This window comes from Acidithiobacillus sulfurivorans, assembly GCF_018853815.1.
GTDB classification, from domain to species: Bacteria; Pseudomonadota; Gammaproteobacteria; order Acidithiobacillales; family Acidithiobacillaceae; genus Acidithiobacillus; species Acidithiobacillus sulfurivorans.
Map to the genome: position 1 here is coordinate 47,583 of NZ_JAAOMP010000013.1, position 24,432 is coordinate 72,014.

Annotated in this window: 27 protein-coding genes; 5 read left to right on the plus strand and 22 right to left on the minus strand. The window is 53.1% G+C overall.

The window, feature by feature from the left end; all coding sequences use genetic code 11:
- Positions 1-74: 74 nt before the first annotated feature.
- Together HAP95_RS00555 and HAP95_RS00560 are read right to left on the minus strand one after the other, a co-directional pair.
- Positions 75-437 carry a hypothetical protein gene (locus HAP95_RS00555; protein WP_215882510.1) on the minus strand — a complete coding sequence of 121 codons (363 nt, stop codon included), beginning with the start codon at positions 435-437 and terminating at the stop codon, positions 75-77.
- Positions 434-898: a mobile mystery protein A gene (locus HAP95_RS00560; protein WP_226832340.1), complete on the minus strand. Its 465-nt coding sequence runs from the start codon at positions 896-898 to the stop codon at positions 434-436. The genes HAP95_RS00555 and HAP95_RS00560 overlap by 4 nt, the downstream gene beginning before the upstream one ends.
- 411 nt (positions 899-1,309) lie before the next feature.
- On the opposite strand from HAP95_RS00560, the gene HAP95_RS00565 reads away from it, so the two are divergent.
- The 4 genes from HAP95_RS00565 (at position 1,310) to HAP95_RS00580 (ending at position 3,723) form a co-directional block, all read left to right on the plus strand.
- Positions 1,310-1,525, plus strand: a complete 216-nt coding sequence (locus tag HAP95_RS00565) for a type II toxin-antitoxin system PrlF family antitoxin (RefSeq protein WP_226832318.1) — start codon at positions 1,310-1,312, stop codon at positions 1,523-1,525.
- Complete coding sequence (locus HAP95_RS00570) at positions 1,512-1,865, plus strand: type II toxin-antitoxin system PemK/MazF family toxin (RefSeq protein WP_215882513.1); 354 nt, start codon at positions 1,512-1,514, stop codon at positions 1,863-1,865. The genes HAP95_RS00565 and HAP95_RS00570 overlap by 14 nt, the downstream gene beginning before the upstream one ends.
- Positions 1,866-2,153: 288 nt before the next feature.
- Positions 2,154-3,233 (plus strand): helix-turn-helix domain-containing protein, encoded by a 1,080-nt coding sequence (locus HAP95_RS00575; protein WP_215882514.1) that lies wholly within the window; start codon positions 2,154-2,156, stop codon positions 3,231-3,233.
- Entirely contained in the window at positions 3,214-3,723 is a 510-nt protein-coding gene (locus tag HAP95_RS00580; protein ID WP_215882515.1) for a PIN domain-containing protein, read from the plus strand. The genes HAP95_RS00575 and HAP95_RS00580 overlap by 20 nt, the downstream gene beginning before the upstream one ends.
- A gap of 43 nt (positions 3,724-3,766) precedes the next feature.
- Here HAP95_RS00580 and HAP95_RS17425 read toward each other — a convergent pair whose 3' ends face one another.
- From HAP95_RS17425 to HAP95_RS00605, 5 genes are all read right to left on the minus strand, one after another.
- Positions 3,767-3,943: a Wadjet anti-phage system protein JetD domain-containing protein gene (locus HAP95_RS17425; RefSeq protein WP_215882516.1), complete on the minus strand. Its 177-nt coding sequence runs from the start codon at positions 3,941-3,943 to the stop codon at positions 3,767-3,769.
- A 147-nt stretch (positions 3,944-4,090) separates the two neighbouring features.
- Complete coding sequence (locus HAP95_RS00590; RefSeq protein ID WP_215882517.1) at positions 4,091-4,552, minus strand: DUF29 domain-containing protein; 462 nt, start codon at positions 4,550-4,552, stop codon at positions 4,091-4,093.
- A gap of 87 nt (positions 4,553-4,639) precedes the next feature.
- Complete coding sequence (locus tag HAP95_RS00595; protein WP_215882518.1) at positions 4,640-6,220, minus strand: phospholipase C; 1,581 nt, start codon at positions 6,218-6,220, stop codon at positions 4,640-4,642.
- 107 nt (positions 6,221-6,327) lie between these two features.
- Entirely contained in the window at positions 6,328-8,709 is a 2,382-nt protein-coding gene (locus HAP95_RS00600) for a TonB-dependent receptor (RefSeq protein ID WP_215882519.1), read from the minus strand.
- A 204-nt stretch (positions 8,710-8,913) separates the two neighbouring features.
- Positions 8,914-9,219, minus strand: coding sequence for an Lpp/OprI family alanine-zipper lipoprotein (locus HAP95_RS00605; RefSeq protein ID WP_024892891.1), 306 nt, complete (start codon positions 9,217-9,219; stop codon positions 8,914-8,916).
- A gap of 307 nt (positions 9,220-9,526) precedes the next feature.
- Here HAP95_RS00605 and HAP95_RS00610 point away from each other — a divergent pair, with 307 nt between their 5' ends.
- The gene (locus tag HAP95_RS00610; RefSeq protein WP_215882520.1) at positions 9,527-10,111 is read left to right on the plus strand and encodes an RlpA-like double-psi beta-barrel domain-containing protein; all 585 of its coding nucleotides are present in this window, start codon (positions 9,527-9,529) and stop codon (positions 10,109-10,111) included.
- Between the two features lie 10 nt (positions 10,112-10,121).
- Here HAP95_RS00610 and pepP read toward each other — a convergent pair whose 3' ends face one another.
- The 15 genes from pepP to HAP95_RS00685 form a co-directional block, all read right to left on the minus strand.
- The gene (gene pepP / locus HAP95_RS00615; protein WP_215882521.1) at positions 10,122-11,456 is read right to left on the minus strand and encodes a Xaa-Pro aminopeptidase; all 1,335 of its coding nucleotides are present in this window, start codon (positions 11,454-11,456) and stop codon (positions 10,122-10,124) included.
- Between the two features lie 204 nt (positions 11,457-11,660).
- Positions 11,661-12,020, minus strand: a complete 360-nt coding sequence (locus HAP95_RS00620; protein ID WP_215882522.1) for a DUF4168 domain-containing protein — start codon at positions 12,018-12,020, stop codon at positions 11,661-11,663.
- 139 nt (positions 12,021-12,159) lie between these two features.
- Positions 12,160-13,518: a DNA repair protein RadA gene (gene radA / locus HAP95_RS00625; protein ID WP_215882523.1), complete on the minus strand. Its 1,359-nt coding sequence runs from the start codon at positions 13,516-13,518 to the stop codon at positions 12,160-12,162.
- Positions 13,515-14,609, minus strand: coding sequence for an alanine racemase (gene alr, locus HAP95_RS00630; RefSeq protein ID WP_215882524.1), 1,095 nt, complete (start codon positions 14,607-14,609; stop codon positions 13,515-13,517). The genes radA and alr overlap by 4 nt, the downstream gene beginning before the upstream one ends.
- Entirely contained in the window at positions 14,610-15,983 is a 1,374-nt protein-coding gene (dnaB, locus tag HAP95_RS00635) for a replicative DNA helicase (protein WP_215882525.1), read from the minus strand.
- Between the two features lie 25 nt (positions 15,984-16,008).
- Positions 16,009-16,455 (minus strand): 50S ribosomal protein L9, encoded by a 447-nt coding sequence (rplI, locus tag HAP95_RS00640; protein ID WP_215882526.1) that lies wholly within the window; start codon positions 16,453-16,455, stop codon positions 16,009-16,011.
- Between the two features lie 37 nt (positions 16,456-16,492).
- Positions 16,493-17,410 (minus strand): DUF2232 domain-containing protein, encoded by a 918-nt coding sequence (locus HAP95_RS00645; RefSeq protein WP_215882527.1) that lies wholly within the window; start codon positions 17,408-17,410, stop codon positions 16,493-16,495.
- A gap of 15 nt (positions 17,411-17,425) precedes the next feature.
- On the minus strand, positions 17,426-17,698 hold the full coding sequence (gene rpsR, locus HAP95_RS00650; RefSeq protein WP_010637680.1) for a 30S ribosomal protein S18: 273 nt from the start codon (positions 17,696-17,698) through the stop codon (positions 17,426-17,428).
- A gap of 17 nt (positions 17,699-17,715) precedes the next feature.
- Positions 17,716-18,123, minus strand: a complete 408-nt coding sequence (gene rpsF / locus HAP95_RS00655) for a 30S ribosomal protein S6 (protein ID WP_215882528.1) — start codon at positions 18,121-18,123, stop codon at positions 17,716-17,718.
- Positions 18,124-18,230: 107 nt separating this feature from the next.
- Entirely contained in the window at positions 18,231-19,271 is a 1,041-nt protein-coding gene (nagZ, locus tag HAP95_RS00660; RefSeq protein WP_215882529.1) for a beta-N-acetylhexosaminidase, read from the minus strand.
- Positions 19,255-21,393 carry an APC family permease gene (locus tag HAP95_RS00665; RefSeq protein ID WP_215882530.1) on the minus strand — a complete coding sequence of 713 codons (2,139 nt, stop codon included), beginning with the start codon at positions 21,391-21,393 and terminating at the stop codon, positions 19,255-19,257. Before HAP95_RS00665 ends, nagZ begins: the two co-directional genes overlap by 17 nt.
- A complete protein-coding gene (locus tag HAP95_RS00670; protein WP_226832320.1) occupies positions 21,394-21,930 on the minus strand; it encodes a L,D-transpeptidase in 537 nt (178 codons plus the stop codon).
- The gene (gene rlmD / locus HAP95_RS00675; protein ID WP_215882532.1) at positions 21,920-23,242 is read right to left on the minus strand and encodes a 23S rRNA (uracil(1939)-C(5))-methyltransferase RlmD; all 1,323 of its coding nucleotides are present in this window, start codon (positions 23,240-23,242) and stop codon (positions 21,920-21,922) included. Before rlmD ends, HAP95_RS00670 begins: the two co-directional genes overlap by 11 nt.
- Positions 23,229-24,050, minus strand: coding sequence for a 3'-5' exonuclease (locus tag HAP95_RS00680; protein ID WP_215882533.1), 822 nt, complete (start codon positions 24,048-24,050; stop codon positions 23,229-23,231). The genes rlmD and HAP95_RS00680 overlap by 14 nt, the downstream gene beginning before the upstream one ends.
- Positions 24,035-24,432: DUF1318 domain-containing protein (locus HAP95_RS00685; protein ID WP_226832322.1), on the minus strand; the 398-nt coding region annotated here is incomplete at its 5' end. The genes HAP95_RS00680 and HAP95_RS00685, both read right to left, overlap by 16 nt.

The window sequence follows — 24,432 nt, forward strand, 5'->3', positions numbered from 1 at the left end:
GATATTTGCTAGGTGCTTTTTTGCGTCTCATTGCCTTTTTGCCCAAATGACGTTATATATGCGCAAGGAACCGTTCATTTACATCGTGAGATACCCGCCAATGCAATGGGGCGGCGAATGCCTGGACTGCAGCGGCGTCGAATCTGGAAACATTGGTTACGCGCTATTGGCAGGAAACCATAGAGAAGCAAGGGTCGCAAGTCGAAACGACCTGCCCAAGTCCAGACATCGCCGAAGAGCTTCATGTGGAGCCGACGGATAAAGGCGTCATCGAAGATATCGACACGATGTTGCCTCGTGACCCAGGCGAGCCCCTGCTCGATGTTTGCCTGCTCCAGTTCGTCCAGCTCGGAGCGTGTGCTGATGTGTTCGTATCTGAGGCCTTGCCGCTCATCGGGGTCGAGCGGTGTCGTGCCTTCCGGCCCCACGAAAATCATTCGTTCTCCCAGAAGCCGGAAGGCATGTCACGAACAAGCTCATCGGCGAGATCTTCGATCCGCTGTTTGGTCTGTTCATTGGAAAGTGACTGGCTTTCGAGGGCCATATGCGCGCTCGCACGCCGCACAAGTGCTTCGGCCTTCTGCCTTGCCTGGGCGCGGATGACATCGTCAACGCTGCCTTTGGGTACGAGCGCGTAGACGAACTCGGCATTCATGGCCTTGGCTATTTTGTGCATCTGGGCGATGGTGATCGCGCCGGCGCGTTCGTTGCCTTCCGCCTGATAGATCGCGTTGCGGCTAACGCCCATGCGGGCGGCGACCTGAGCGCCGGACATGCCAAGTGCATGACGCAACAGAGTTAGCCACCCGCCTTTCGGTTGGTAAAGATTACGAAGCTGCTCCGATGTGCGATCCACTATTCGTACGTACTGCTTTCTGGCCGTATTCCTAACATCCATTTTATATTCATCCGGTTGCGCAGCCAATCCGCCCTTTATCACCTATCAGAATATAGGCATTCAACCATTTTTTGTCAATTTATAGATATGCACTATAGTTTGATGCGTATATTATATGATTACCTATCCTCAAAAACCCACCCATCGTATGATTGATATGATATCAACTGAAAGCCGCAGCTGGTCTATTTACGCTGGGCGAGTCTGGTCAGAGGTTAATCATAAGCACTATGACCGTAAGAGCGATACTCCGCTGAATCTTTTTGGGGCGACCCCATACTTTGGCAGATTCAGTGATTATGCGATTGTTGGCCTTTGAGTGGATCAGTCAGTTCAGTTCTTCCCAGGGCTTGCAGCCAGCAAGGAATATCCTTACCATAAGTCGTCTCGGAACTCGCAGGGATGATCGCCATGATTACCAGCAAATTGACCAGCAAAGCCCAAACCACCATTCCGCAGCCGGTGCGGATTGCATTGCATCTTCGTGAGGGGGATGCGATCGCCTACCGCATTGAGGATGGCCGGGTCCTGCTGAGTAAAGCGACTCAAGAGGCTGAGGAAGACCCCTTCGTGCTATTTTCCGAATGGGACAGCGAAGCAGATCGACGGGCCTATGGGCAGTTGTGAAGTTTGGGATGTCGTAAGGCTACCGTTCCCCTATACCAACCGACCTGTTCATCAGTACCGCCCCGCCCTGGTCATTGCAATCAGCAACGGCACGGGGAGTCCACTCCTGCTGTGGGTGCTCATGATCACCAGCGCGGAAAACAGGGGGTGGTCTGGAGATGTTGAGATTGCTGATCTCGCAGGTGTCGGCCTGTCGGCGGCGTCGGTGGTGCGCACAGCAAAAATCGCCACTGTAGAGATGGATATGGCAGAACGCATAGGCTGTCTGGCCATGCCGGATCGCCAGCGTGTCATTGATACAGTCCGTGACCGCCTTGCAGTGGCGGGATTTGTGCCGTGAACACGGGCTAGCGGGTACTGCAGCATCCGGCGGGGTGGTGAAGGCCACCAGTTGGTGATGTTTTCCCGTGCTGTTCCCCAAACGCTAAATTCTCAACATCACGAGTTTCATTGGCATCGGCCAATGTGCTTCTGAAACACGTCTGCGAATGCCGAGATGGTGCCGCTTACTATATCTGTGGCGCTACGCCCACGAGTGACGCCACGGTCACCGAGACGGGCAGGCTTCTCTTTGGTTTAAAAATTTTGTAGAATATCGGTTGTTTTAAACCTAACCCAAGGAGACGTCATGATTGCAGATCGCATTCGTCAAGCACGATTGGCGGCAGGTCTGACCCTGGGTGCGTTGGGCGAACAGGTGGGTGTTTCTCACACCGCCATCCAGAAGTACGAGAAGGGTCTGCTGACGCCGTCGTCGACTCAGTTGCTCAAACTGGCCCGCGCCTGCGGCATTCGGACCGAATACTTCTTTCGCATGCATACGGTTGAACTGCTGCAGCCCGAGTTCCGCAAGCTCTCGACCTTTGGCAAGACCGCGCAGGATGCGCTGAAGATCAAGGTCGCCGAGCTGGTGGAAAAGCGCGTGGAGTTGCTCGGCGCATTTCCCGAACTGCCATTCCCGGCGTTTGCGCCGCCCGCGAATCTGCCCGAGCACATCTCCTCGCTGGATGAGATCGATGCGTTCTCGGATTCGGTCCGCAACGCTTGGCAGTTGGGGCTGAATCCGATTGCTGACCTCACCGACACCCTCGAAGGGGTTGGCTTACTGGTCATCGTGGTCGATGAAGAGAACCCGGGCTTCTCTGGCTTGACGGCCAAGGCTCGGACCGAAGATGGCCGGGAGTATCCGGTCGTGGCTGTTTCCAAGCGCTGGCCCGGTGATCGGCAGCGGTTCACGCTGGCGCATGAACTGGGGCACCTGCTGCTCGAAGGACGACTGGCTGACGGCATCAACGAAGAGAAAGCTTGCGACCGGTTCGCCGGTGCCTTCCTGGCTCCGCGTGTCGCGGTGTTGCAGTTGCTTGGTGCACAACGCCATGCGCTAGAATGGCAAGAGCTGTATGTGCTCAAGCACAAGTTCGGACTGTCGATGACTGGATGGCTGCAGCGCGCCAAACAGTGTGGCGTGATCACCGAGGCCGCTCATCTCTCTCTGTTCAAGCGGTTTTCGGCCAAGGGCTGGCGCAAGACCGAGCCTGGCCAGCCCCTGCCGCAAGAGCATCCCCGACTATTTGATCAGTTGGTGTACCGCGCGTTGGCCGAGCAATACATCTCCGAAGGCAAGGCGGCGGAACTGCTGGGCATCCCGATGATGCGCTTCCACAAAGAACGCCAACTGGAGTCATCGGATGCGGTTGCTCATCAGTGATGCGAACATCTTGATCGATATGGAAGCGGGAGCGTTGATGGCGACGCTCTTCCAGCTTCCGATGCAGTTCGGCATCCCTGATTTGCTGTACTACGAAGAAATTGAGCCGGGCAGTCCTGGCCTTGAAGACCTGGGTTTGCAGGTCATGGAGGTCAGCGGCGACTTCGTGGCGTATGCCGAGCAGTTGCCAGGCCAGCACAACCATCTGCTTCCCGCGAAAAACGGCCCCAAGCCCAGTCACAACGACTACTTGGCACTGGCGCTTGCGAAGCAGGAGACCTGCACCTTACTGACCGGCGACACCAATTTGCGGATTGTTGCCAACAAGGAGCAGGTCAACGTCATGGGCACCATCGGGTTGCTGTACGCCATGATCAAGAACCACCTGCTGATAGTCGACGACGCCCTCAAGGCACTCGACCGAATGAAGTCAGGTAAGCGACGGCTGCCCTGGCCGGAAGCCGAAAAAGTGTTGAACGCGCTGCGTTGATCGGGTTCTGCCATCGGCAGGTAACCATTGCGGGCCAGTGGCTTTAGGCCAATGTCCGCTGCAACACGCTCCATGCGGTAGCCCAGTTGATCCGCGCCTGCTCCAAGCGAATGTTTTGCCCCCAGCGCAGCCGCTTGAGATCCCGATAGAGTTGCTGCTCTGGCTCCGTCAGTAGCGTCAGTTCTGTTGTGTCACGGATCCAAGAAAACGATAAAATCATTCCATGAAAGCAACATTGATCACCCGCTTTAGGGATATTGCACCTAACGGTGACATCCTGGAAATGGGTTGTTTGGCGCGTACCGCAGACCGTGCCGCCTTGTGAGTATGATAATGAGCGTGGAAAAGGCTTACGCAGTGACCGTGTTTATTCTGACCACCAGTTAGCAAAGATTTGCGTGTCAATATCCCAAGGACACAATTCTGGAAAGGTGGAGATCGGCAACTCCGTTTCAAAAGCAGCTTCGTCAGCGGCATTATTCCAAGCGTCCGGCAGCATTTCAGGAATCAGCCTCTTGAGACTTGGTGAGTCTTTAAGGAGATATTTGAGTTCAAGCCGTTGGTTTCTTATGGTGGTCGCCCAACTCTTGGTCTGTTTTTGGGGCTGCCATTGCCATTTTATCAAGTGCATGAGCAGCACTCGCAAATGGCTTCTGAGGGCGTTTTTTTCGCTTCTGCCCATGCTCTCCAATTCCTCCAGAATATTTTCCCAATCCAGGCTGCTTGACTTCCGAGCACGCAAGGCCTGGGCCTGGTCTTCTATCCATGCCAGAAAGTCCACTTCGTATAGATTGGTTATTGGTTCCTCAAACTGTCTTGCTGTAGTCATGAGAACACCCCCCTTATAAGGTTGTTCCGTTAAGAGTATACGGGTTAAGTAATTATGAAAAGGAAACCTACTTCCGGTATGATTTTCTCATAGCAACGCCTTGGGTGCCTGATCAAAATCGAAAGCCGCAAGCATATCGTAGGCATGACGATCACGTTCATTCAGCGGATCAAGTCCGAAACGTGTCTCAATGAGTTTCAGTATGCTGCCCGTGTGTGCCAGATGGTGATCTACCAGACCTGAACGGCTGAAAGGACTCACCAGTAGAGCTGGGGTACGCGTACCCAAGCCAAATGCATCAAGCTGTGGCGGTGGTACAGAATCCCAGAAACCACCACCCTCGTCATAGGTAATAAATATAGCGGTTTTCCCCCACGCAGGACCTTCCGAGACCGCTTTGAGCAGGGATTCTACCCAGTTCATCCCCGCTACGGGTGTATCCTCACCAGGATGTTCACTACGGGGACCTGCAGCCTTGATGAACGAAACCGGCGGCAATTTTCCACTCCTGGCATCATCCACAAAATCATTCGTACTGCGCATATGCCCTTGCCGCACATAGTCATACCAGCGCTGGTAGTATTGGAAAGGATTGTGATGAGGCACATAGTGACTTTCGTGTATTTCATCAATCACCGCCGAACCATCACCACGGTCAAAGGCGCTTTTCATTGCCCAGGGCTTGACCATCTCCCAATTTTCGTTGTACCAGGCCCAATCCAGTCCAGCCGATTGCAGACGATCGCCAATGTTCGCATACGTTTGTTCTTCCGGGGGCGGATAATCTGCAGGAAATTTGTCGGAACGAACCACTGTTGGCCCCTGTACCGGGTTGATGTCGTTGATGAGTACTCCCTCATGATTGTAGGGTAAATCATAAAACGGATGCTCCCGGGCATCGAAAGGTGGATTTGCCGGACTTCTGCGATCTACAGGGGCCTTGGTATTGATGCAGGAACGGGCCGCAGCCAGGTACAACGCATTACCGGTAGAGCCCCCACTCATCGCCTGAAAAAATCGGTCAAACAATACATGTTTATCTGCTAGTTGGTGGTAGAAGGGTATATCCGCCCGCTCATAATACCCAAGTACGGGACCAGTGGGTGCACTGAGACTGCGAGCGAGCTGGTCAGGAGAAAAGGTCTCCAAATCTTTTGGGGATAGGTGTACATTTTTTTGCCCGAGCGCCAGGGCGACAAAACGATCCATTTTCCCGTTATTGATTTCTGCCCGCATGCGAAAAAAATGATGGGTAGGGTTCCAGCGTACTCCAGAATCAGATGGAATGTATGGCTCCAGATGAAAAGGTTTGTTCATCAAAGTCACATTTTGAAAACCAGGAACATCCTTTGGCAATGGCAAAGTTTGGTAGGGGGTCCCAGATATATCTTTCTGTAATCCGGTAAATCTTGGATCCACTTCACCTTGGGCATTTAAAAGGTTCAGAATTTTTGCACCATGTGGTGAACGATAAGTCCCGAAATAATGATCAAAACCTCTATTTTCCTGAAAAATGACCACTATATGATCAATATTATTACGTAATTGGTTATAGGATGTGGTACCTGTAGCTTTTGCCGAGGTCATGAGGTAGGGTGCGGTGATGATGCCAGCGGTGATTCCAAGCATTTGCTTCATGAAATCACGGCGATATATGGTCTTTGTCATAAAAGTCTCCACGAAGTAATAATCAGCAATAATTGACAGTGCGGATAAGTACAGGGTTGCCAATGGCCCCGATAATGGGACTTTGGCTCACCCTGCGTAGTAAATATCTAGAACTTTGCCGAAACGCTGAAGTAAACCAGTCTTGGTGCTCCGGCGTAACCCACCAGTGCACCTGCCCCCAAGGGACCAAATTGGCCAGAACTTCCGCTATCTACCTGAACATAACGATTATATTTCTTTCCCAGCAGGTTCATGATTTCCAGCTTGCTACTGAGATAGTTCAAACCTATGAAATGCACCGGCACTTTCGCGCCCAGAGAAAAATTGACCAGGGTAAAAGCAGGCATTTTAATATCTGGTGAGGGCGCATTTGTGATGGAGTCAAATATCGCCTGTGGCCCGGTATAGGTCATCCACAGCCGTGGTTCAATATCTACCCCTGCAACGTAGTTCTGCGTATAAAACCCTACATTTGCGGTTTGGGAGGGGACATAAGGCAGTGGTAAGCCGTTGTAGCTTTTTCCACCCTGAAGGGCATAGTGGGTAAAATTCGCCTTTTCAAAACTCAGATTGGTAAACAGGTGTAGCCAATAGATCGGGTCATCTTCCAGAGAGATGTTGACGCCGTCATAATCAGATGTTCCCTGAGCATTGATCACCGAATTATCAGGCAAAGTAATAGGAATAAACTGATTTGAAAAATGCAGGAAATACCAGTTCACACTAGCGAGAAAGTTATGAAGATACGGTGCTTCTTTGACATGAAATTTCATGCCCGCCTGATATTCCTGACCTTTTTCTAAACTCAAGGCACTGGTCGGGATGCTCTGAAATACCCCACCACCGTCATCTGCAGCACCCGGCGTTTTATAGGCTACTGCGTAGCTGGCAAATAATGCGAGATGCTGCATTGGTCTCCAGTTGATTGCCAACGAGGGTTCCACCTGTTCATAGCTTTTCGAGGAAGCTGGAAGACTGGATTCTTCACCTTTCGGGTCCAGCGCACAGGCCTCAGGCGATTCTGCACACATATTGGGAGTATAACGGGTTTGGTAACCTACGACGCGAACCCCAGGGGTGATATCCAGAGATTCAATGGGCGAGATGCGATCTTGCAGATAAGCTGCCAATGCCGTTGAGTCAAATGTTTTATATAAATATTTTTGTTTAAAGGCCGCTGCCGGGTCATATGCACCATAAGGAAAATTGTTATTTTCTACGGTATACCGTTCATTGATAAAATAGCCACCATACTCCAGCTCATTCCATGGCAAATGCGTAACAAAACTCAGCTTATCTCCATATACATTGGTATGTGGCGTATAATATTCATAGTCTTCAGGGTAAAATCGACTGATTTGGTAATGCAATCTATCACCATGGCGAAACCAAACCATATTATGAAGCTCAGTACCCGCACCAATATCCACATTCGTTTTTTGATAAAGCATCCATACGGTATTGCTGTCATCCTTGTATGGTAGAGCACCATAAAATCCGGATGTTTGCTGGCTGTATAGAGGGCCTGGTATTGGTTTTTTATGCGCATCTTGACCATTGATTGTAATGCCTTCAATAGGCGACAGAAGCTGCATAAATGGTTTATAGGACTGCCCTTTTGCCAGATAGGCGCCCAAACTGACATTCCCGTTTGTAAAAGTTTTAATCCCTTTAAAATACCAGGAATAGCTATAACTCGACATATTGCTGCTGCCAAACGGCCGGACAATTGAACCCGCTGGAGCACTCAGGTAACTATTACCAGAACTTGAGCCACCGCCGATGACCGCAGCAAAACCATCATGCTCGCCGGTATTGATGGCAAAGTGGATGTTTTTGAAATCATAGCTCCCATAGCTCATCCCGATTGCTGCACCGGCTTTTTTGGTCGGTTGCAGCGGAATATAGTTGATGGTACCACCAATGCTGTTGTACCAACGATTTGACGGATTACCAGGACCGTAGGTAAGCCGAATTCCACTGATCAGCGACGACTGGTTCACGTCGGGGGAAGCCCATAATCCTGTGGCAACATTTGCCATAGGAACTCCATCAAAAGTCGTTGCAATACTGCCATCATCAATGGCTCCTCCAGGTATATGCCAGCCCTGTTTGACCCCATTGATACTGATCTGAGTTTTGCCGCCACCCGTTGCCGTATAGCCGCTGATCACATTAACCCCTGGAGCCATACTCAACATTTCATTACCAGAAGCTCCAGGACCAGCTGCTTCAATCTGTTTTTTTCCGATGACCTTCTCTGCCAAGCCAGAGCGGAAGATCTGGCGTTGGCTGGGGACCGCTGATTTCGGGGCAACATAGATGGAAGCATTGTCCGCTTTGGAGACCTCACCAACATTCACTGAACCGTCATCCCCCATGCTACGGGTGGAAGCAGTAATCGCATCAGCGATGGAGGTATCGGAGTGCAGCGCACAGAGTGCGAGCAAAAGGCTTCCTGTCACACGATAGGTGTTTTTTACTGTCATTTTCATGTCCTTTGGTAGAGCTTCTATTAACTGGGAACAAGAAGTCTAGACATGTAATGTGACAATATGATGAAGCTTTGATGACAGAATGGTGACATAACCACAAAATTCCACCAAACTTCCTATAGCCTCATGTAAGTGCAAAAAACCAAAGGCCCCGCCGGAAACCGGCGGGGCCTTTGCACATCCAGTACGACGATAAAATTACTTCATCATCGCCTTTTTGAACATGCGCTCTACTTTCTCATTGGCTTCTTCAGCCTTCTGGTTGGCAGAATTGGCAGTGCTCATGGCCTGATCAGCCGTGCTCTGTGCGGCGTTAGCCTTGCTCAAAGCGTCAGTTGCAGTGCTCTGTGCGGCATTGGCCTTGGCAAGAGCCTCGTTGGCGGTGGACTGCGCGGCATCAGCCTTGGCAGAAACCTTAGCGAGGTCAGAACTGGTAGCGCAACCGGCTAGGCCCAGGGGCAAAATCAGCGCAGTTACTTTCAAAGCTGTGGTAAACTTGCTCATAGCAGTCTCCTTTGTTGGGTTGGAAAACGAGCAGATGGATCATAACTAAAAAAATAACAATACGCTAGTCTCAGCGTCACTATGGATACTAATTTTTTCAATCCATCTTGCAGAAAAGGCAGCGCATCACCACGCACAAGCTCGGACGCAATTGCAACCAATTGTTTTTGATAGACTTAATTTATCTCCTTGATTTTTTCCAGATTTTTTATAAAATATTGTTCCTTTTCATGATTTGAGAACAATACCCGTCTGTGTTTCGTCTGGGAACCGGCTCCAGAATGCCAGCTCAAAGCGGGAGAACCCTATGATTAAAAGTCTGTCTGCAGGAATGGGCGTTGCCCTGATGGCTTTATTATTACCGAATGCGCTGGCACTTAATTCTTCAGGATTACCAGCCGGAATACTCACTCAACTCACTCCAAAAACAGCCATCGTTGTGAACCCTTCTCGATCTGGTGCCCTGGAAAAAACCAGTGATCAAGATAGTAACCCCCGCAATGAATCTACTGCTGCACAAGGGGATGGCGCTCTCATCATCCACCATCAAGTTTTTTATTTGCGCCGGGTTACGGCATATAATGCTTTACCCAGCCAAACCAACAGCAATCCTGGCATGTCAGCCTGCGGGCCCACCCGGCCCAACCAGATCGCCCTGTCACCCGATCTTTTCTTTCGCAGCAATGGCAGTAATCGCTGTGGAGAAAAAATCAACATCGTTCTCTCTTCGGGAAAAATCATTCATGGCATCGTATGGGACACTATGAATCCCCGTTATCACATGGCCGCAGACATTCTTATGGGCAGCGTCCAGCAAGCAATGGACTTTGGCGTTCGAAAAGCCCGCTTGCGTTTTGTGCATTCCAGCAAACCCAGTACAAGCGGCATCTGAACAATTCAGTTCAGGCCGGTCCCGCAGCCATCATTGCCTCAATGTCTGCCACTTTTTTAGGGACATTTTGCGAAAGAATCTCGGGATCAGCCGCTGTTACCACTACATCATCTTCGATCCGGATTCCGATTCCCCGCCATCTTTCCGGTACCGAAAGATTGGCTGGAGCAAAGTACAGACCCGGCTCTACCGTCAACACCATTCCGGGTTCCAGTTTGCGCGAGGTCTTGTCTTTATTGCGATAATGTCCCACATCGTGCACATCCAGGCCCAACCAGTGACCGGTACCATGCATATAAAAAGCTTTATAGCCTCCCTGTTCAATCAGGGCATCACGACTGCCCGAAAGGATTTTCAGATCACGCAGGCCATCTACCAAAACCTTGACCGCCTCATCGTGATAATCAGAAACCGGCCTCCCAGCCTGCACCGCAGCAATTCCAGCCTCCTGAGATGCCAGAACGATTTCGTAGATTTCCCGCTGGGCAGGGCTATAGACGCCATTCACCGGGAAAGTACGGGTAATATCCCCCGCATATCCGGCAACTTCTGCCCCGGCATCAATCAGAACCAGATCTCCGTCGCGCAATTCCGCATTATTTTCCGTGTAGTGAAGAATACAGGCATTTTCACCGCCGCCGACAATACTGGGATAAGCCACGCTGGGTGAACCCAGACGCCGAAAAACATGTTCGATTTCCGAACACAGGGCATATTCCATCATTCCAGGCTGGCACTGGCGCATGGCATGACGATGTCCGGCACCACTGATGCCCACGGCGGCCCGCATGCACTCCAGCTCGACAGGATCCTTAAATAGGCGCATTTCATGTACCAGACCACCGACATCCACCACTTCCTGCGGGTAACGAATACCCTGACGAATTTTGCTTTTCGCCAGATTTCGCCAATGCATGACTCTGGCGTCAAAATCACTGTTTTGCCCCATGGGATAAAACAGAAGCTCTCGACCTTCCAGAAGCGCCGGTATTTGCTCATTCAAATCATGAATCGAATAACAGCGATCCACCTGGCATTGAGCCAGCGCCCCCTCCAGGCCCGCCCTGCGCCCATCCCAGGTTTCCCGAGCCGGATCACGAAGACGGCAGAACAGAATTTGCTCGCCCTCGGAATGTCCAGGAATCAGGACGAGTACGGCCTCAGGCTCCTCAAATCCGGTGAGGTATAAAAAGTCACTATCGCCTCGAAAGGGATATTGCACATCACTATTACGTTGCTTGGGGACAGCCGTAGGAATAATGGCGACAGCAGAGTCATGCATTTTCTGCATGAGCTGACGGCGTCGGAATGGATAATCGGGAGTAGGTAAATCAAGTATGCGCATAAGGTAAACCTCCTATGCGCCTATTATCACACAAATCAACCTAAAAACGACAGTTGGCCTGAGGGCTTTGCCGCGACTTTGGCCCGCGCCTTAGAACAGCAGGCAAGGGACGTTGGAGCAAAAAGCCTTCAGGCCAACTGTCGTTTTTAGAATAATCAGAAAGAGAGCCGCAATCTTGCAAACTTTGCGGCACCTATCTGAATTTTAGTGCATCGCCGCTTCAACCTGCTTGGCAAAGGCTGGATCAGTCTGGGTTTGCTTGAGCATGCTGGAATATTGTCCGGCGCTCAGATGGTTGGTCTCCAGCACTTTGTCCACTTTTTCCATATAGGATTTTTTGACCGCGTCCTGCTTGGCTTTATTCACGCCTTTCTGACTGATTTCAGCATGAGCCTGCGCGTTCAGGGGTTTGATCTGCGCAACAGCATGGGCAAAATCTTTAATCTGAGCCGGGCTTGCGGCCATGGCATCACTGGCAAAAGCCACATTGCTCACCAGTCCCAACCCTCCCAGTGCCAACACGACCAGTCCGAATTTAATAGAATGACCCAACGATTTCTGCATGGTGTTTCTCCTCTTGTGAGAGCGAAAATAAACTTCATATATCAGCATATTACGTGACAAATTGACGACTACACAGTCGCTACCGTAACGACTCCTTGAAGATTTTGCAAGCCATGAAAACCCGTTGGGGGAAATCTCTCTAAGATCCTGAAAAGGCATCATCCATAGCATCACCCAAGCGCAGTACCGAAGTGATTTGGAAAGTGCCGGGAGCCTGCAACTGATCTCCACGCGGAGTGATCGCGCCCTTAAAGCCCAGCTTGACCGCTTCGCGAATACGTCCCTGGGCATCGGCTACGGGTCGCACCTCACCGGCCAGACCCAGCTCTCCAAACACCACCCGCCTTCCCGTCACCGCCTTGTTGCGAAAACTACTCAATAAAGCCAAGGCCACCGCCAGATCAGCAGCGGGTTCATTGACCCGAATCCCCCCGGCAATATTCACAAAAACGTCCTGATCAAAAAACATGCTGTCCCCATGCCGATGCAATATAGCCAGCAACAAAGACAAGCGATTGGGATCCAAGCCAATGGCGACGCGGCGGGGATTAGCCAATGGACTGGGGGTCACCAGCGCCTGCACCTCGACGAGCAGCGGGCGTGTACCCTCCTGCGTTGCCAGCACCACACTGCCGGGCACCGGTTTTTCATGCTGGGAGAGAAATAACTGCGAAGGATTGGCCACTTCACTCAGTCCGGCTTCCTGCATCTGGAATACGCCCAACTCATTGGCTGCACCAAAACGATTTTTGATGGCGCGCACAATCCGGTAGGGGCTGCCAGCTTCTCCCTCAAAGTACAGCACCGTATCGACCATGTGTTCGAGAACACGCGGACCGGCAATAGCGCCTTCCTTGGTCACATGCCCAACCAGCCAGACTGTGGTTGTACTGGCCTTGGCAAAACGCACCAGACGGGCGGCACATTCACGCACCTGGGCTACGGATCCGGGTGCCGACTGCAGGCTATCGGTATACAAGGTTTGTATGGAATCAATCAGCAATAAATCGGGTTTTTCAGCCTGCAGTAGTGCTTCGATGGCTTCCAGATGGTTTTCAGCCAAAACCCGCACCGGACTTTTCCCGAGGGACAAACGCTGGGCGCGCATGGCCACCTGAGCCGCCGATTCTTCACCCGTCACATAGAGCACCTTGCTACTCAGACTGAGGTGATGCGCGGTCTGGAGAAGCAGGGTCGATTTGCCGATTCCGGGTTCCCCCCCCAGCAAAATAGCCGCGCCGGGAACTTGCCCACCTCCCAGTACCCTATCCAGCTCTGACAACCCGGTCGTTCTTCGGCCAACATCTTCCAAAGGTACCGCATGGAGAAACTGGGGCGGACTCGCATTGGCAAAAGCAGTCTGCGATCGCGTACGGCTTTTTTCAACACGCTGTTCCACAAAGCTGTTCCAGGCTCCGCAATCCGGACAGCGGCCCAGCCATTTGCTGCTGTTGCTCCCGCAATCCTGGCACACGAATACATTTTTATCGCGACTCATGCCCGTAGCCTCCTGGGAACGCGCACCTGAATGCGGCAACTCATTTCATAAGGGATGGTATCCAGCTGCTGAGCGAGCGTTTCCAGAGCAGGTCCTTCGGCACCCATCAGTGTCACCTTGCTGCCGATATCTGCCTGAATATGGGTAATATCCACAAAAAGCATATCCATACTGACCCGCGCCAGCGTACGGGTGTCCTGACCGGCCACCCTGATGGCAGCACCTGAACCCAGCTGACGCGGATAACCATCGCCATAACCTGCTGCGACAACTCCCACCCGACAGGCCTCTGCTGCCTGCCAGGTGGCGCCATAACCCAGCCAGTCGCCCGCCTGAAGATGGCGCGTCGCGACGATTTCACTTTGCCAGGACAGCACCGGTTGCAGGCCCACATCCACACCATTTTTACCGGTGAATGGCGATAATCCGTACAGCATCAAACCCGGCCGTACCCAATATTGATGGGCCGAAGGCAGACTCAGAACAGCCCCGGAGTTGGCCAAACTATGCTGACCCAGCGTGCAACCTGAATACGCTTTGACCATGCGCTCAAATACCGCTATCTGTTGATCATTGAATGGATCTTGCGGGTAATCAGAACGCGCCAGATGACTCATCAGGCCCAGCACCTGCCAGTGCGGATAGGACTGCAGTTTTGCAAAAACTTCCCCCAATCGTTCCGGGGCAAAGCCCAGACGGTGCATGCCCGTATCCACCTTGATGAAAATTTGCAGAGCGCGATGCGGGACCTGGCTTTCGAGCCAGGCGAGTTGGCGATCTTCATGAATGACCAGCCAGTAAGCGCGTTCCGTGGCGAGCCGTACTTCTTCCTCTGTAAAAGGACCGCCTAACAGACAAATGGCCTTGTTCAATGCCAAAGCGTGCAGCGTTTCGGCTTCTTCCAGAGAGGCCACGGCAAAAGCATCCACACCGGCTGATGCCAGAACCGGAGCACAAACACGCACATCATGACCATAGGCATTGGCCTTGACCGCCGCCATGATTCTGGCCTGAGGCGCGTGATTACGAGCCACCTGGAGGTTGTGGCACAAGGCTGAAGGGGAAATTTCGGCAAATATGGGGCGGGTCATCTAGTGACTGTATTCGCCGCCCGTTGGCGCATAATTTTCAAAGCGGGTATATTCGCCGAAAAAGCTCATCCGCACAGTTCCGATGGGACCATTGCGCTGCTTGCCGATAATCACTTCGGCAATGCCTTTTACCTCTTCATTGTCCTTGTTGTACACCTCGTCACGATACAAAAACAGGATCAGATCGGCGTCCTGCTCGATGGCCCCGGACTCACGCAAATCCGACATTTGTGGACGTTTTTCAGTGCGGTTTTCCAGACTACGATTGAGCTGGGACAAGGCGATGACAGGAATGGACAGCTCCTTGGCAAGGGCTTTCAATGAACGACTGATTTCGGAAATTTCGGCCACCCGGTTATCGCCTCTACCCGGAACCTGCATGAGCTGCAGATAATCGACCACAATCAAATCCAGGCCCTGTTCGCGCTTCAGACGGCGTGCCCGGGAGCGCAGGTCGACAGGCGACAAAGCCGCAGAATCATCGGCAAAAAGCGGCGCGGTGCCCAATTCGCCAATGGCATGAGCCAGTCGTGGCCAATCGTCATTTCCCAAGGTGCCGTTACGCAGGCGGTGCTGATCTACTCGCCCACGCGACGACAAGGCCCGCAAAACAATTTCGTCTGTAGGCATTTCCATGCTGAATACCAGCACATTTTTGCCTTCAACGCAGGCGACGTGCTCGGCTATATTCATGGCAAAGGACGTTTTCCCCATACTGGGACGACCTGCCACAATCACCAGCTGACCCGGATGCAAACCCGAAGTTTTTTCATCCAGGTCAGTAAAGCCCGTAGCCAGACCGGTAACCCCTTTTTTGTCACGGGCGACGGCCTCAATACGATCAATCACGGCGGGCAAGGCTTCTTTCAGCTGCACAAAACCTTTACCGGCCCGCTGCTGCCCTTCCGCCAGCTGGAAAACCCGACTTTCGGCTTCATCCAGAAGCATACGTGCTTCGCGTCCTTCGGGCCGGTAAGCCAACTCGGCGATTTCCCGGCCGACACGAATCAGTTGGCGCAGGGTAGCCCGCTCACGCACAATGCGGGCATAAGCCAGCACATTGGCGGCAGAAGGTGTTTCATTGGCCAGCAAGAGCAAATACTGCACACCGCCGGCATCAGCGAGATGCTCATGATCCTGCAAGGTTTCTGACACCGTAACCGCATCCACGACGCGACCGGCACTGAGCATGCTACTGATCGTATCAAATATCAGACGATGCCGACGTTCATAAAAGTCTTCTGCGGCGACCGCTTCCATGACCTGATCCGCAGATTCCGGATCAATCAGTAACGCACCGATAACCGATTGCTCGGCCTCAATGGAATGCGGCGGAGCTTTCACCCCGCCGCCGTAGTCATCCTCTTCGTACAAGGTCGCGTCTCAGCGTGCCCGGTGATCAGGCCCGCTCGACAAAAACCATGACATCCAGCTCGACTTCAGGGTGCAGATGGACACGTGCGGGGAATTCACCAATCCGCTTGATGGGGCCATCTAACAGACGAATTTCGGTGTGCGCCACTTCATGACCCTGTGACTTGAGAGCAGCACTGATATCGTGCAAACCCACAGAACCGAACAGGCGACCGTCCTCACCCGCCTGCAAGGCAATTTTCACGATGGCATCAGCCAGAGCGGCTGCACGCTGCTGGGCGGCCTGCAGGCGTTCCATTTCAACCTGCTCCAAAGCAGCCTTACGCTCGGCAAATTCTTCCAGATTCCGTTGATTGGCGACTACTGCCTTGCCCTGGGGCACCAAAAAGTTACGTCCATAACCGGGTTTGACTTCGACAACATCACCCAGGCGACCCAGTTTGTTAATACGTTCCAGCAAAATCACTTTCATGTTCAATTCCTCCCAAAAATCCTTGCAAAAACGTTCCTCAGGAACGTGGTCTCAATAGTCTTTGCCGCAGGTGAAACACCCTGTCCAGAATTCCCAGCACACTCAGCACCAGCAGCAACTGTGACAACAAAATCAGGGCAATATACAGTCCTACCAGGGCCATGGTGGGCCAGCCTTTGGCAGCAAACCACAAATGTACAAAGCTCAAGCCCTGCAGGAGGTACCATGTCCCGACCAGCAGCGCCAGATTTTGCAATGGCCAGGCCAATGCACCGTGGAGCAGACTAATGCCCAGCAGAGTTGCCACCACCAGCCAGATCAGCACACCCGGCAATTCCAGACTGCCGTAAACGCGTTGCGGTCGATCCAGACCTTGATAACGCTCGTACCAGCGACTGGCCAACAACGCCGCAAGGGTCCATAGCAAAACCAAAGCCGCTGCCATGATACCCGGCAACAAAGGGGCCATGCGCAAAACTGCCGCCATCTGTGCTTTGCTGATCTCCTTGGCCAGGGGTTTCAGCATCTGCGTCATCTGGGTCTGCCAGAAATCTGGCCCGGCACCCAGCGGGACTACCCACAACATCAGCACCAAAATCAGCAAAGACAAGCCAATCAGCACCCAGACCACGCCACTCCACTGCGTATCCCAATGCAACCCCTCACCCAACAGTCGCCCCGGCAACCAGGCCACCAGTGCAAATAGCACCCCAAACCAGGGGTTAAAGGTAAAGAGCATACTGGCGATGCCGGCAATAACCAGCACTTCCAGACTTTCCTTGCGTCCTGCCTGTAAAGTGACCAGAGCCACCAAAGCCACACAGTTCAAGAAGAGGGGCGCAGCCAGAAAGGGTACCAACCCGGCCAGACTGAACAGGACAGCAATACTTAAACCGGCTTGCCAGCGTCCGCTGAGAAACCAGCGCAGAACTCCGCCCTGTGGCTGCGCCGTCACCGCTCCGTCAGTGCCTTAACGCACAACGTAAGGTAACAGGGCCAGAAAGCGCGCGCGTTTGATGGCTGTGGTCAACTGCCGCTGATACAAATTACTGGTGCCCGTGATCCGGCTGGGGACAATTTTACCGGTCTCGCCAACATAGGCCTGCAAGGTTTTCAGATCCTTGTAGTCAATTTCCTTGACACCTTCTGCCTTGAAACGACAGAACTTGCGACGCCGGGTAAAATTTCCACCGCCACGTTTATCACCGTCACCGTCCCGATCTCTATCCCGATTAAATGCCATCTTGTCTGCTCCTTGAATCAGGCCGTCTCAACGGCTTCATTATCACTGTGAATGGATTCGCTTTCGCCTTCTGCACTGTCGGTTTCGACGCGTTCACGACGATCATTCTCGTCACGGGCCAGAAAAGACGCTTCGGTCACGGCCTCTTCACGCACCAGAATCAGATGCCGCAGTACCGCATCATTAAAGCGGAAAGCATCTTCTACTTCAGCCAGGGCAGCACCGCTGCATTCCACATTCATCAGCACATAATGCGCCTTATGGGCCTTTTTGATAGGATAAGCCAGTTGCCGACGACCCCAGTCCTCCAGGCGATGGAAATGACCGCCATCGCCTTCGATCATGCCGCGATAGCGCTCAATCATCTGGGGGACTTGTTCACTCTGATCAGGATGGACCAGAAACACGATTTCATAATGACGCAAACGTTGCTCCTTATGGTTCACTGCGGAGTCCGGACGCCCATCGCCCGAACAAGGAGTAAAAAATGGTGAGGGCGTATTCTAATACGCGACGCGGGAAAAACAAGAGCTTAACTGGATAATTCGGTGATTTCGCGAATACAGCGGGCGCGATCAGGGGCTGGCAAGGGAATTCCGGCGGCTCCAGCAAGAGCGGCCAGCGTGTTGGCCCCGGTCTGCATCCCTTGATTTTGCAGGTGCTCAATGGCTGCAAGGGCACCTTCAGGATCATTGCAAACCAGGAGCAAATCCGCACCCGCAGCCTGTGCCGCATCCACCCGTGCAGCCATGTCTCCCGCCGCGTGGGCACCCACCATGCTCAAATCATCACTGACAATAACGCCTGTAAAACCCATTGCTCCGCGCAATACGCCTGTGAGCCAACGCGATGAAAATCCAGCGGGCTGCCCGGGGTCTATCTGCGGATACAGACAATGGGCCGGCATGATCGCCGGAATAGCTGCCTGAATCATAGAGCGGAAAGGCTGCAAGTCTTCCTCAATGGCGAGAAATGGTCGATCATCGCGAGGCAAAGCCAGATGCGAATCGGCTGCCACAGCACCATGGCCCGGAAAATGTTTGGCTACCCCCTGCAGACCGGAATCGGACATCCCCTGCCAAAGACGCGCCGCAATGGCACCCACCCAATCCGGGTTACGGTGGATGGCGCGATCACCAATCACCTGGGAAATCCCGCGATCCAGATCCACACAAGGCGTGAAGCTGAAATCTACGCCAATTTCCCGCAATTCAGTGGCCAGCAGACGCCCCCAGTCATAAGCCAGGGATTGCGCCGCCTCCAGACCCAAAGCTTCGGCCTTTTGGCCCAGCCTGGCCATGGGGGGAAAGCGTGTCACGCCCTTTTGGAGACGTTGCACCCGACCACCTTCCTGATCGATTCCAATCAGGAGTGGGGGACTGCGCAGCGCATGAATTTCCTGGCAAAGCGCCTGAACCTGTTGCGCATCTTCGCAGTTGCGGGCGAACAGGATGACTCCACCCACCGCCGGCTGGCGGAGCCGCTCACACTCTTCGGGTGTTGGCCAAAGACCAGCAATATCCACCATCAAGGGACCACGCATGAGCAATCGCGGTTCAGCGGGTTGGGGCATCCGGGCTGGTCTCCACGGTCGGATCTGTTTTTGCTGCAGAGGATGTCTGCGCCGCTGCCTTACTCCCCTCCTTGTTCACATCCTCCTGCTGAACCAATTCCATATCCGGCGACATGGAAATCGGTAACTCAATGCGCGGAGGCTGACTGGGAATACCGTGCACATGGACCGGAACAATCATCATACTGAAACCATCATGTTGGAGACGGTCCTGCACGATGAAGCTGACTTCGTCATGCAGGAGGCTATGGAAAGGCCCCCGTGCCCGATTGTCGATGACCCGTCCCGCAAAAAAGATACTTTGCGGAAAATAACGAATGGCCACATCCGCCAATTCTTCCATAGCCAGAATGCGGTCGGTGGAGTAGGTAGCAAACCAGGTGGCAGCCATCCCTTCATTACGACAGAAGGCCATATACTGATTGGCTTCTGCTTCCACATAAACCTTCAGATCTTCGAGCGCCTTGATGCCCTTGAATTCACCCTGTCCAACAATGCCAGCCAGCAAAAACACGTAATTTTTGACAAAGCCGCCGACCATACGATGCGCCGTCAGCAAGGTATGCAACCCCAGGCCATCAAAGCGGTTCACAAAAAAGACAGCCGTCGCGCCCCGGGGGTCCAGGGGCAAATTGGGACCCGGTTCCAGATGTTCCGGCACCACATCCAGCATGGTCTCATCCAGTTCAGCGGTAATTTTGCGGATGCTCTTGTAGTGCCGATAAATCAGGTATCCAAGCACAACGACAATCAATGTTACCAGCAGGGTAAACCAGCCACCGGCATCGAATTTTTCGAAAATGGTAATGGCCAGAATGGATGCTGTGACGATGAAACCGAGAACACTGATAGTGAGCCGGCCTTTCCAGCGCGGCTCATGATGGCGCTGGGCAAACCAGTGGCGACTCAGACCGGCCATGGTCAGCGTGAAGGTGATAAACACGTTGATACTGTAGAGCACCACCAGAATACTCACATGCCCGCCGGTCGCCAGCAAAATGGCCACCGCTGCAAAACCGACCAGAAGAATGCCGTTTCGCGACACAAAACGGTCTGATAAATAGGAAAAGCGTTCTGGAAGCCAGCGATCTACCGCCATGTTGGCCATAACAATGGGGGCGGTGATAATGCCGGTATTGGCAGCAATATACAGCAGCAACCCTTCCGTGACCAACGTGATTACCGTCGCTGTAGGACCAAAGTGGATCCCGGCAATAGTCCAGTCGCTGGTGATGGCACTATAAAGTACCGCGTTAAGTGTCTGCCCCTGATGTTCATGGACGTGATACATGAGATAGAGAAATATCAGGCTTCCGGCCACCAGTGACAGGGAGGTTGCCAACAGGGTCATAGTCCGCTGACCGGTCTGGATGCGCGGTTCGCGCATGATATGTACCCCGTTAGCCACGGCCTCCAGACCCGTATAGGTTCCACCGCCCAGACTGAAAGCACGCATGACCAGTGCGGCAATGAATATCCAGCCATACAACTGGCTATCGTGCTGAGCCCCGGCCACCGTGTTGTGAGCGATAGTCGGAATATCCCCGACATGGCTGACCAGACCAAAACCCAGCATGATGATATGCGTAGCGACAAACGCCATAAAAATGGGCAAGAGAATCTTGATGGATTCCTTCATGCCCCGCAAATTGATGAAAATCAGAAAGAGCAAAATGACCACATCAATCAGGATGCGCTCACTGTACCAATGGGATGGCAGACTGCTGAGCAATGTTTCGGTACCAGAGGCCACGGAAATGGCTGCGGTCAGAACATAATCCACGACCAGGGCCGAACCGCTGACCAGACCGGCTTTAGGACCGAGCAGCGTTGAGGCCGTATGATAACCGCCGCCGCCATCCGGGAATAAGGCAATCACCTGCTTATAACCCGCCGAGATAATGAACACCGAAACCGGAATGCCAATGGCCAGGAAAACCGCCAGATATTCATGCCCCTTCAAGGCATAATAAATTTCCGGAGGACCATAGGCCGATGAGGACAAAGCATCTGACCCCAGGCCCACCCAGGCCAGAAAGGCAGCCAGAGACAAGCTTTCAAACAGTTTCGGATTGAATACGTTTACGGCACGACGAAATCGGGGTAAGCGAATCCAGGCCATTCAGAACCTCCTCAACGGGGGGAAATCAACAGGGGGCTGCAAGCCAATGAAAACAGGGAGCCCTGGAGTGGTTTCAGGAAAAAGGATGCAGACATTCTCCGGGCTCATGCGAATACAGCCTGCCGAGACGGGCTGACCGAGTCGAGCGGTATCGGCTGTGCCATGAATATAAATGTAACGCCGGAACGTATCGCAGCAACCGCCGCGATTAAACCCGGATTCCATGCCGGAAAGCCAGAGAATCCGCCCGAGTATCCAGTCATGATGGCCGTTTTCATCCGGAGATTTACTGGCGTCATAACAGTCTCCCGTCCAGCGGCGTCCGCGCAGAATCGCATTAGCCGGCAATCCTGCGCCAATTTTCGCCCTGACTTGATGCCAGCCGCGCGGCGTGCAGGCACTGGCACGCCTTTCTCCAAGTCCATTAAGGGCCGTTGAAATGGGATATTGCACCGTTTCGTGCGCAGCTTGCATCACCCGCAGGTTCTGAGTGGAAACATCCACCCAAAACCAGTTTGCTGGCGTTTCATTTTTCAAAAAGAGCAATGGATTCAACATGGGCGGTATGGGGGAACATGTTAATGACACCCGCTGCTTTCAGCTGATAACCACGCTCATGCACCAGGTATTCAGCATCCCGGGCCAGAGTCGCCGGATTACAGGAAACATAGACCAGACGAGAGACTCCGGGAGTCAGACTTTGCAACACTTCTATGGCACCACTCCGGGGTGGGTCAATTAACATTTTGTCGATAGTTCCTGCCATCTGAAAGTCACTCATCCGTGCCTGGGTCAGATCAGCCACCTGATATTGAGCTTGCGCCGAGAGCCCATTGGCAGCAGCATTTTCCGAAGCCAGCGCCACCAGCCGTGCATCTCCTTCAACGCCCAGCACATTCGCGCCCAAACGCGCCATGGGCAAGGTAAAATTCCCTAAACCACAAAACAGATCAAGAATATGGTCACCGGCCTGAGGACGGAGCAGAGCCATGGCACGACGCACCGTCACCTGATTGACCGACTGATTCACCTGGGTAAAAACCAAAGGATCAAAACGCATCCGCAGTTGATAATCCGGCAGGTCATAATGCAGGGCGGGCGGTTGTTCGGGGACGAGGGGATGCAGAGTATCGGGACCGCGCGGCTGCAACCAGATTTGTAGGTCGTGATCCCGCCCGAATTGACGTAAATGCATGAGATCACTGTCCGCCAGGGGACGCATATGACGAAACACCAAAGCCACGGCGTCGGGAGTGCAAGCTACTTCAATCTGGGGGAAATCCTGGGGAGACTGCATTTTGCCAATCAGGGCCCGCAGTTCCGGAATACGCTGCCCAACGCGGGGATCCAGCACCAGACACTGGTTCATATCGACCACGTAGTTGCTGCTGCGTTCTCGAAAACCCACCAGAGCACCACGGGTTTTGGGGGTCCGCACCGAAAGCCGGGCCTTGCTTCGATAAGCCAAACTCGGACCAAAAATGGGCGGGAGAATTCTCTGCGGACGCACTTTACCAATGCGCCAGAGGTTGTCCTCCAACTGACGCTGCTTGATGGCCACCTGCGCGCTCACATCCAGATGCTGCAAACTGCAACCGCCGCACAACCCAAAATGAGGACAGGGGGGTGTTACCCGCAATGAAGAAGTTTTCAGGAGGGCGACCGTTTCGCCCCGTTCAAAAGTTTTGTGATTTTCGGTGCGCCGGGCCATGACCTCTTCCCCCGGCAGGGCGCCATCGACAAAAAGCACCTTGCCGTCCACCCGGGCAACGCCCCGTCCTTCTGCATCCAGGCTTTCAATGTGTACCCGTTCAGGCACTGCATCGCGAATAGGCTTAGGACGCGACATGCAGGTTCTCCGGCCACAAGTCTAGAAACTCGCGGATATGGGCTTCATCACGGCCCTGTAAATAGCTGCGCAGCTGGCTCTGACGCGCCTCATAAGCCATCTTGTCCAGATGCCCCCGGGTCAACTCAAAGCGCAAATGCAGCAGAGCAGTATTCAGAACGTCCACTTCGCAGTACTGGCGAATGGCTTGTTTTTCGCCCTGCTGATAATGATTCAGCACCTCCGCACCGCTCATGCCGAGTTTGCCCGGCAGCCCCAGCAACAGGGCCATGTCCTGCAAGCGCGCAACATTACGCGCCTGGTAAGCAGAGAGCACATCCATAAGGTCCAAATGGCGCTCATGATAACGACTGGTGTAATTATTCCAGCGATAGCTAGGATCGTTTTGTCCCTGTTCCCAGTACCGTGTTGCCGGAATGCCGTGCAAAAAAGCCCGATAGTGCAACACCGGTAAATCAAAGGCTGCGCCATTCCAGGACACCAATTGTGGAGAGTGACGCTGTATCATCTGAAAAAAAGCATGCACCAGCGTCGCTTCCGAATCCTCAATCGCGCCAAAGCTGCTGAGTTTAACCTGATCGCCCTGCCACCAAAGCGCAGAAATGGCGACCACCTGATGCAGATAAGGACGTAAAAACTCGCTGGCACCCTGGGTTTCAATACGGCGTTGATGCTGCAGCAATTCGGCCACTCCCGCATCATCGGCAAGATCAATACCATGCAGACGCCGACCTCCGGAAATATCCGGAATCGTTTCGATATCAAAAACCAGAATATTCTGCAAAATGGTGTTTATTTCTTCTGCCACTGACCACTGGCGTTCTGATACCAGTATCCTGCAGGGGCCTTGCTGATCCAGGTCTGGGCAAAAGTCTGTTGAATTTGTCCTTCCCAATCAGGATGACCATTGGCATTGGCTATTTGTTGGTAAAGATTCTGCAAGGCACTGTTATTGCTGCTAACCAGACCGCTGAGGCCGGCGCGAGCCTGCAAAGGCACTGCGGAAGCATCATGAATGGCCACCAGTCCGTTGGCCGTCCAGCCAACGGCACCACTGTCAAAATAGGGGCGCATCTGCGCGGCAATGGATTCCAACTGGGCCCGTGCGGCCTGCACTCCGGGACTGGAAGCATTCAGATCGGCTCCAGCCTCGGCGGGTGTACTCAATGCCGAAAAGCTCGTCGCCAGAA

Bases quoted from the DNA above. Each gene is read 5' to 3' on its own strand.
- rplI (WP_215882526.1), bottom strand. From the start codon at position 16,455: ATGAAAGTGATTTTGCTGGAACGTATTAACAAACTGGGTCGCCTGGGT.
- HAP95_RS00595 (WP_215882518.1), bottom strand. From the start codon at position 6,220: ATGACAAAGACCATATATCGCCGTGATTTCATGAAGCAAATGCTTGGA.
- nagZ (WP_215882529.1), bottom strand. From the start codon at position 19,271: ATGCCCCAACCCGCTGAACCGCGATTGCTCATGCGTGGTCCCTTGATG.
- HAP95_RS00590 (WP_215882517.1), bottom strand. From the start codon at position 4,552: ATGACTACAGCAAGACAGTTTGAGGAACCAATAACCAATCTATACGAA.
- pepP (WP_215882521.1), bottom strand. From the start codon at position 11,456: ATGCGCATACTTGATTTACCTACTCCCGATTATCCATTCCGACGCCGT.
- HAP95_RS00605 (WP_024892891.1), bottom strand. From the start codon at position 9,219: ATGAGCAAGTTTACCACAGCTTTGAAAGTAACTGCGCTGATTTTGCCC.
- HAP95_RS00610 (WP_215882520.1), top strand. From the start codon at position 9,527: ATGATTAAAAGTCTGTCTGCAGGAATGGGCGTTGCCCTGATGGCTTTA.
- rlmD (WP_215882532.1), bottom strand. From the start codon at position 23,242: ATGTCGCGTCCTAAGCCTATTCGCGATGCAGTGCCTGAACGGGTACAC.
- HAP95_RS00570 (WP_215882513.1), top strand. From the start codon at position 1,512: ATGGGCAGTTGTGAAGTTTGGGATGTCGTAAGGCTACCGTTCCCCTAT.
- alr (WP_215882524.1), bottom strand. From the start codon at position 14,609: ATGACCCGCCCCATATTTGCCGAAATTTCCCCTTCAGCCTTGTGCCAC.
- HAP95_RS00565 (WP_226832318.1), top strand. From the start codon at position 1,310: ATGATTACCAGCAAATTGACCAGCAAAGCCCAAACCACCATTCCGCAG.
- HAP95_RS00600 (WP_215882519.1), bottom strand. From the start codon at position 8,709: ATGACAGTAAAAAACACCTATCGTGTGACAGGAAGCCTTTTGCTCGCA.
- HAP95_RS00560 (WP_226832340.1), bottom strand. From the start codon at position 898: ATGGATGTTAGGAATACGGCCAGAAAGCAGTACGTACGAATAGTGGAT.
- HAP95_RS00620 (WP_215882522.1), bottom strand. From the start codon at position 12,020: ATGCAGAAATCGTTGGGTCATTCTATTAAATTCGGACTGGTCGTGTTG.
- radA (WP_215882523.1), bottom strand. From the start codon at position 13,518: ATGAGTCGCGATAAAAATGTATTCGTGTGCCAGGATTGCGGGAGCAAC.
- HAP95_RS00575 (WP_215882514.1), top strand. From the start codon at position 2,154: ATGATTGCAGATCGCATTCGTCAAGCACGATTGGCGGCAGGTCTGACC.
- HAP95_RS00555 (WP_215882510.1), bottom strand. From the start codon at position 437: ATGATTTTCGTGGGGCCGGAAGGCACGACACCGCTCGACCCCGATGAG.
- HAP95_RS17425 (WP_215882516.1), bottom strand. From the start codon at position 3,943: ATGATTTTATCGTTTTCTTGGATCCGTGACACAACAGAACTGACGCTA.
- HAP95_RS00580 (WP_215882515.1), top strand. From the start codon at position 3,214: ATGCGGTTGCTCATCAGTGATGCGAACATCTTGATCGATATGGAAGCG.
- rpsR (WP_010637680.1), bottom strand. From the start codon at position 17,698: ATGGCATTTAATCGGGATAGAGATCGGGACGGTGACGGTGATAAACGT.
- HAP95_RS00665 (WP_215882530.1), bottom strand. From the start codon at position 21,393: ATGGCCTGGATTCGCTTACCCCGATTTCGTCGTGCCGTAAACGTATTC.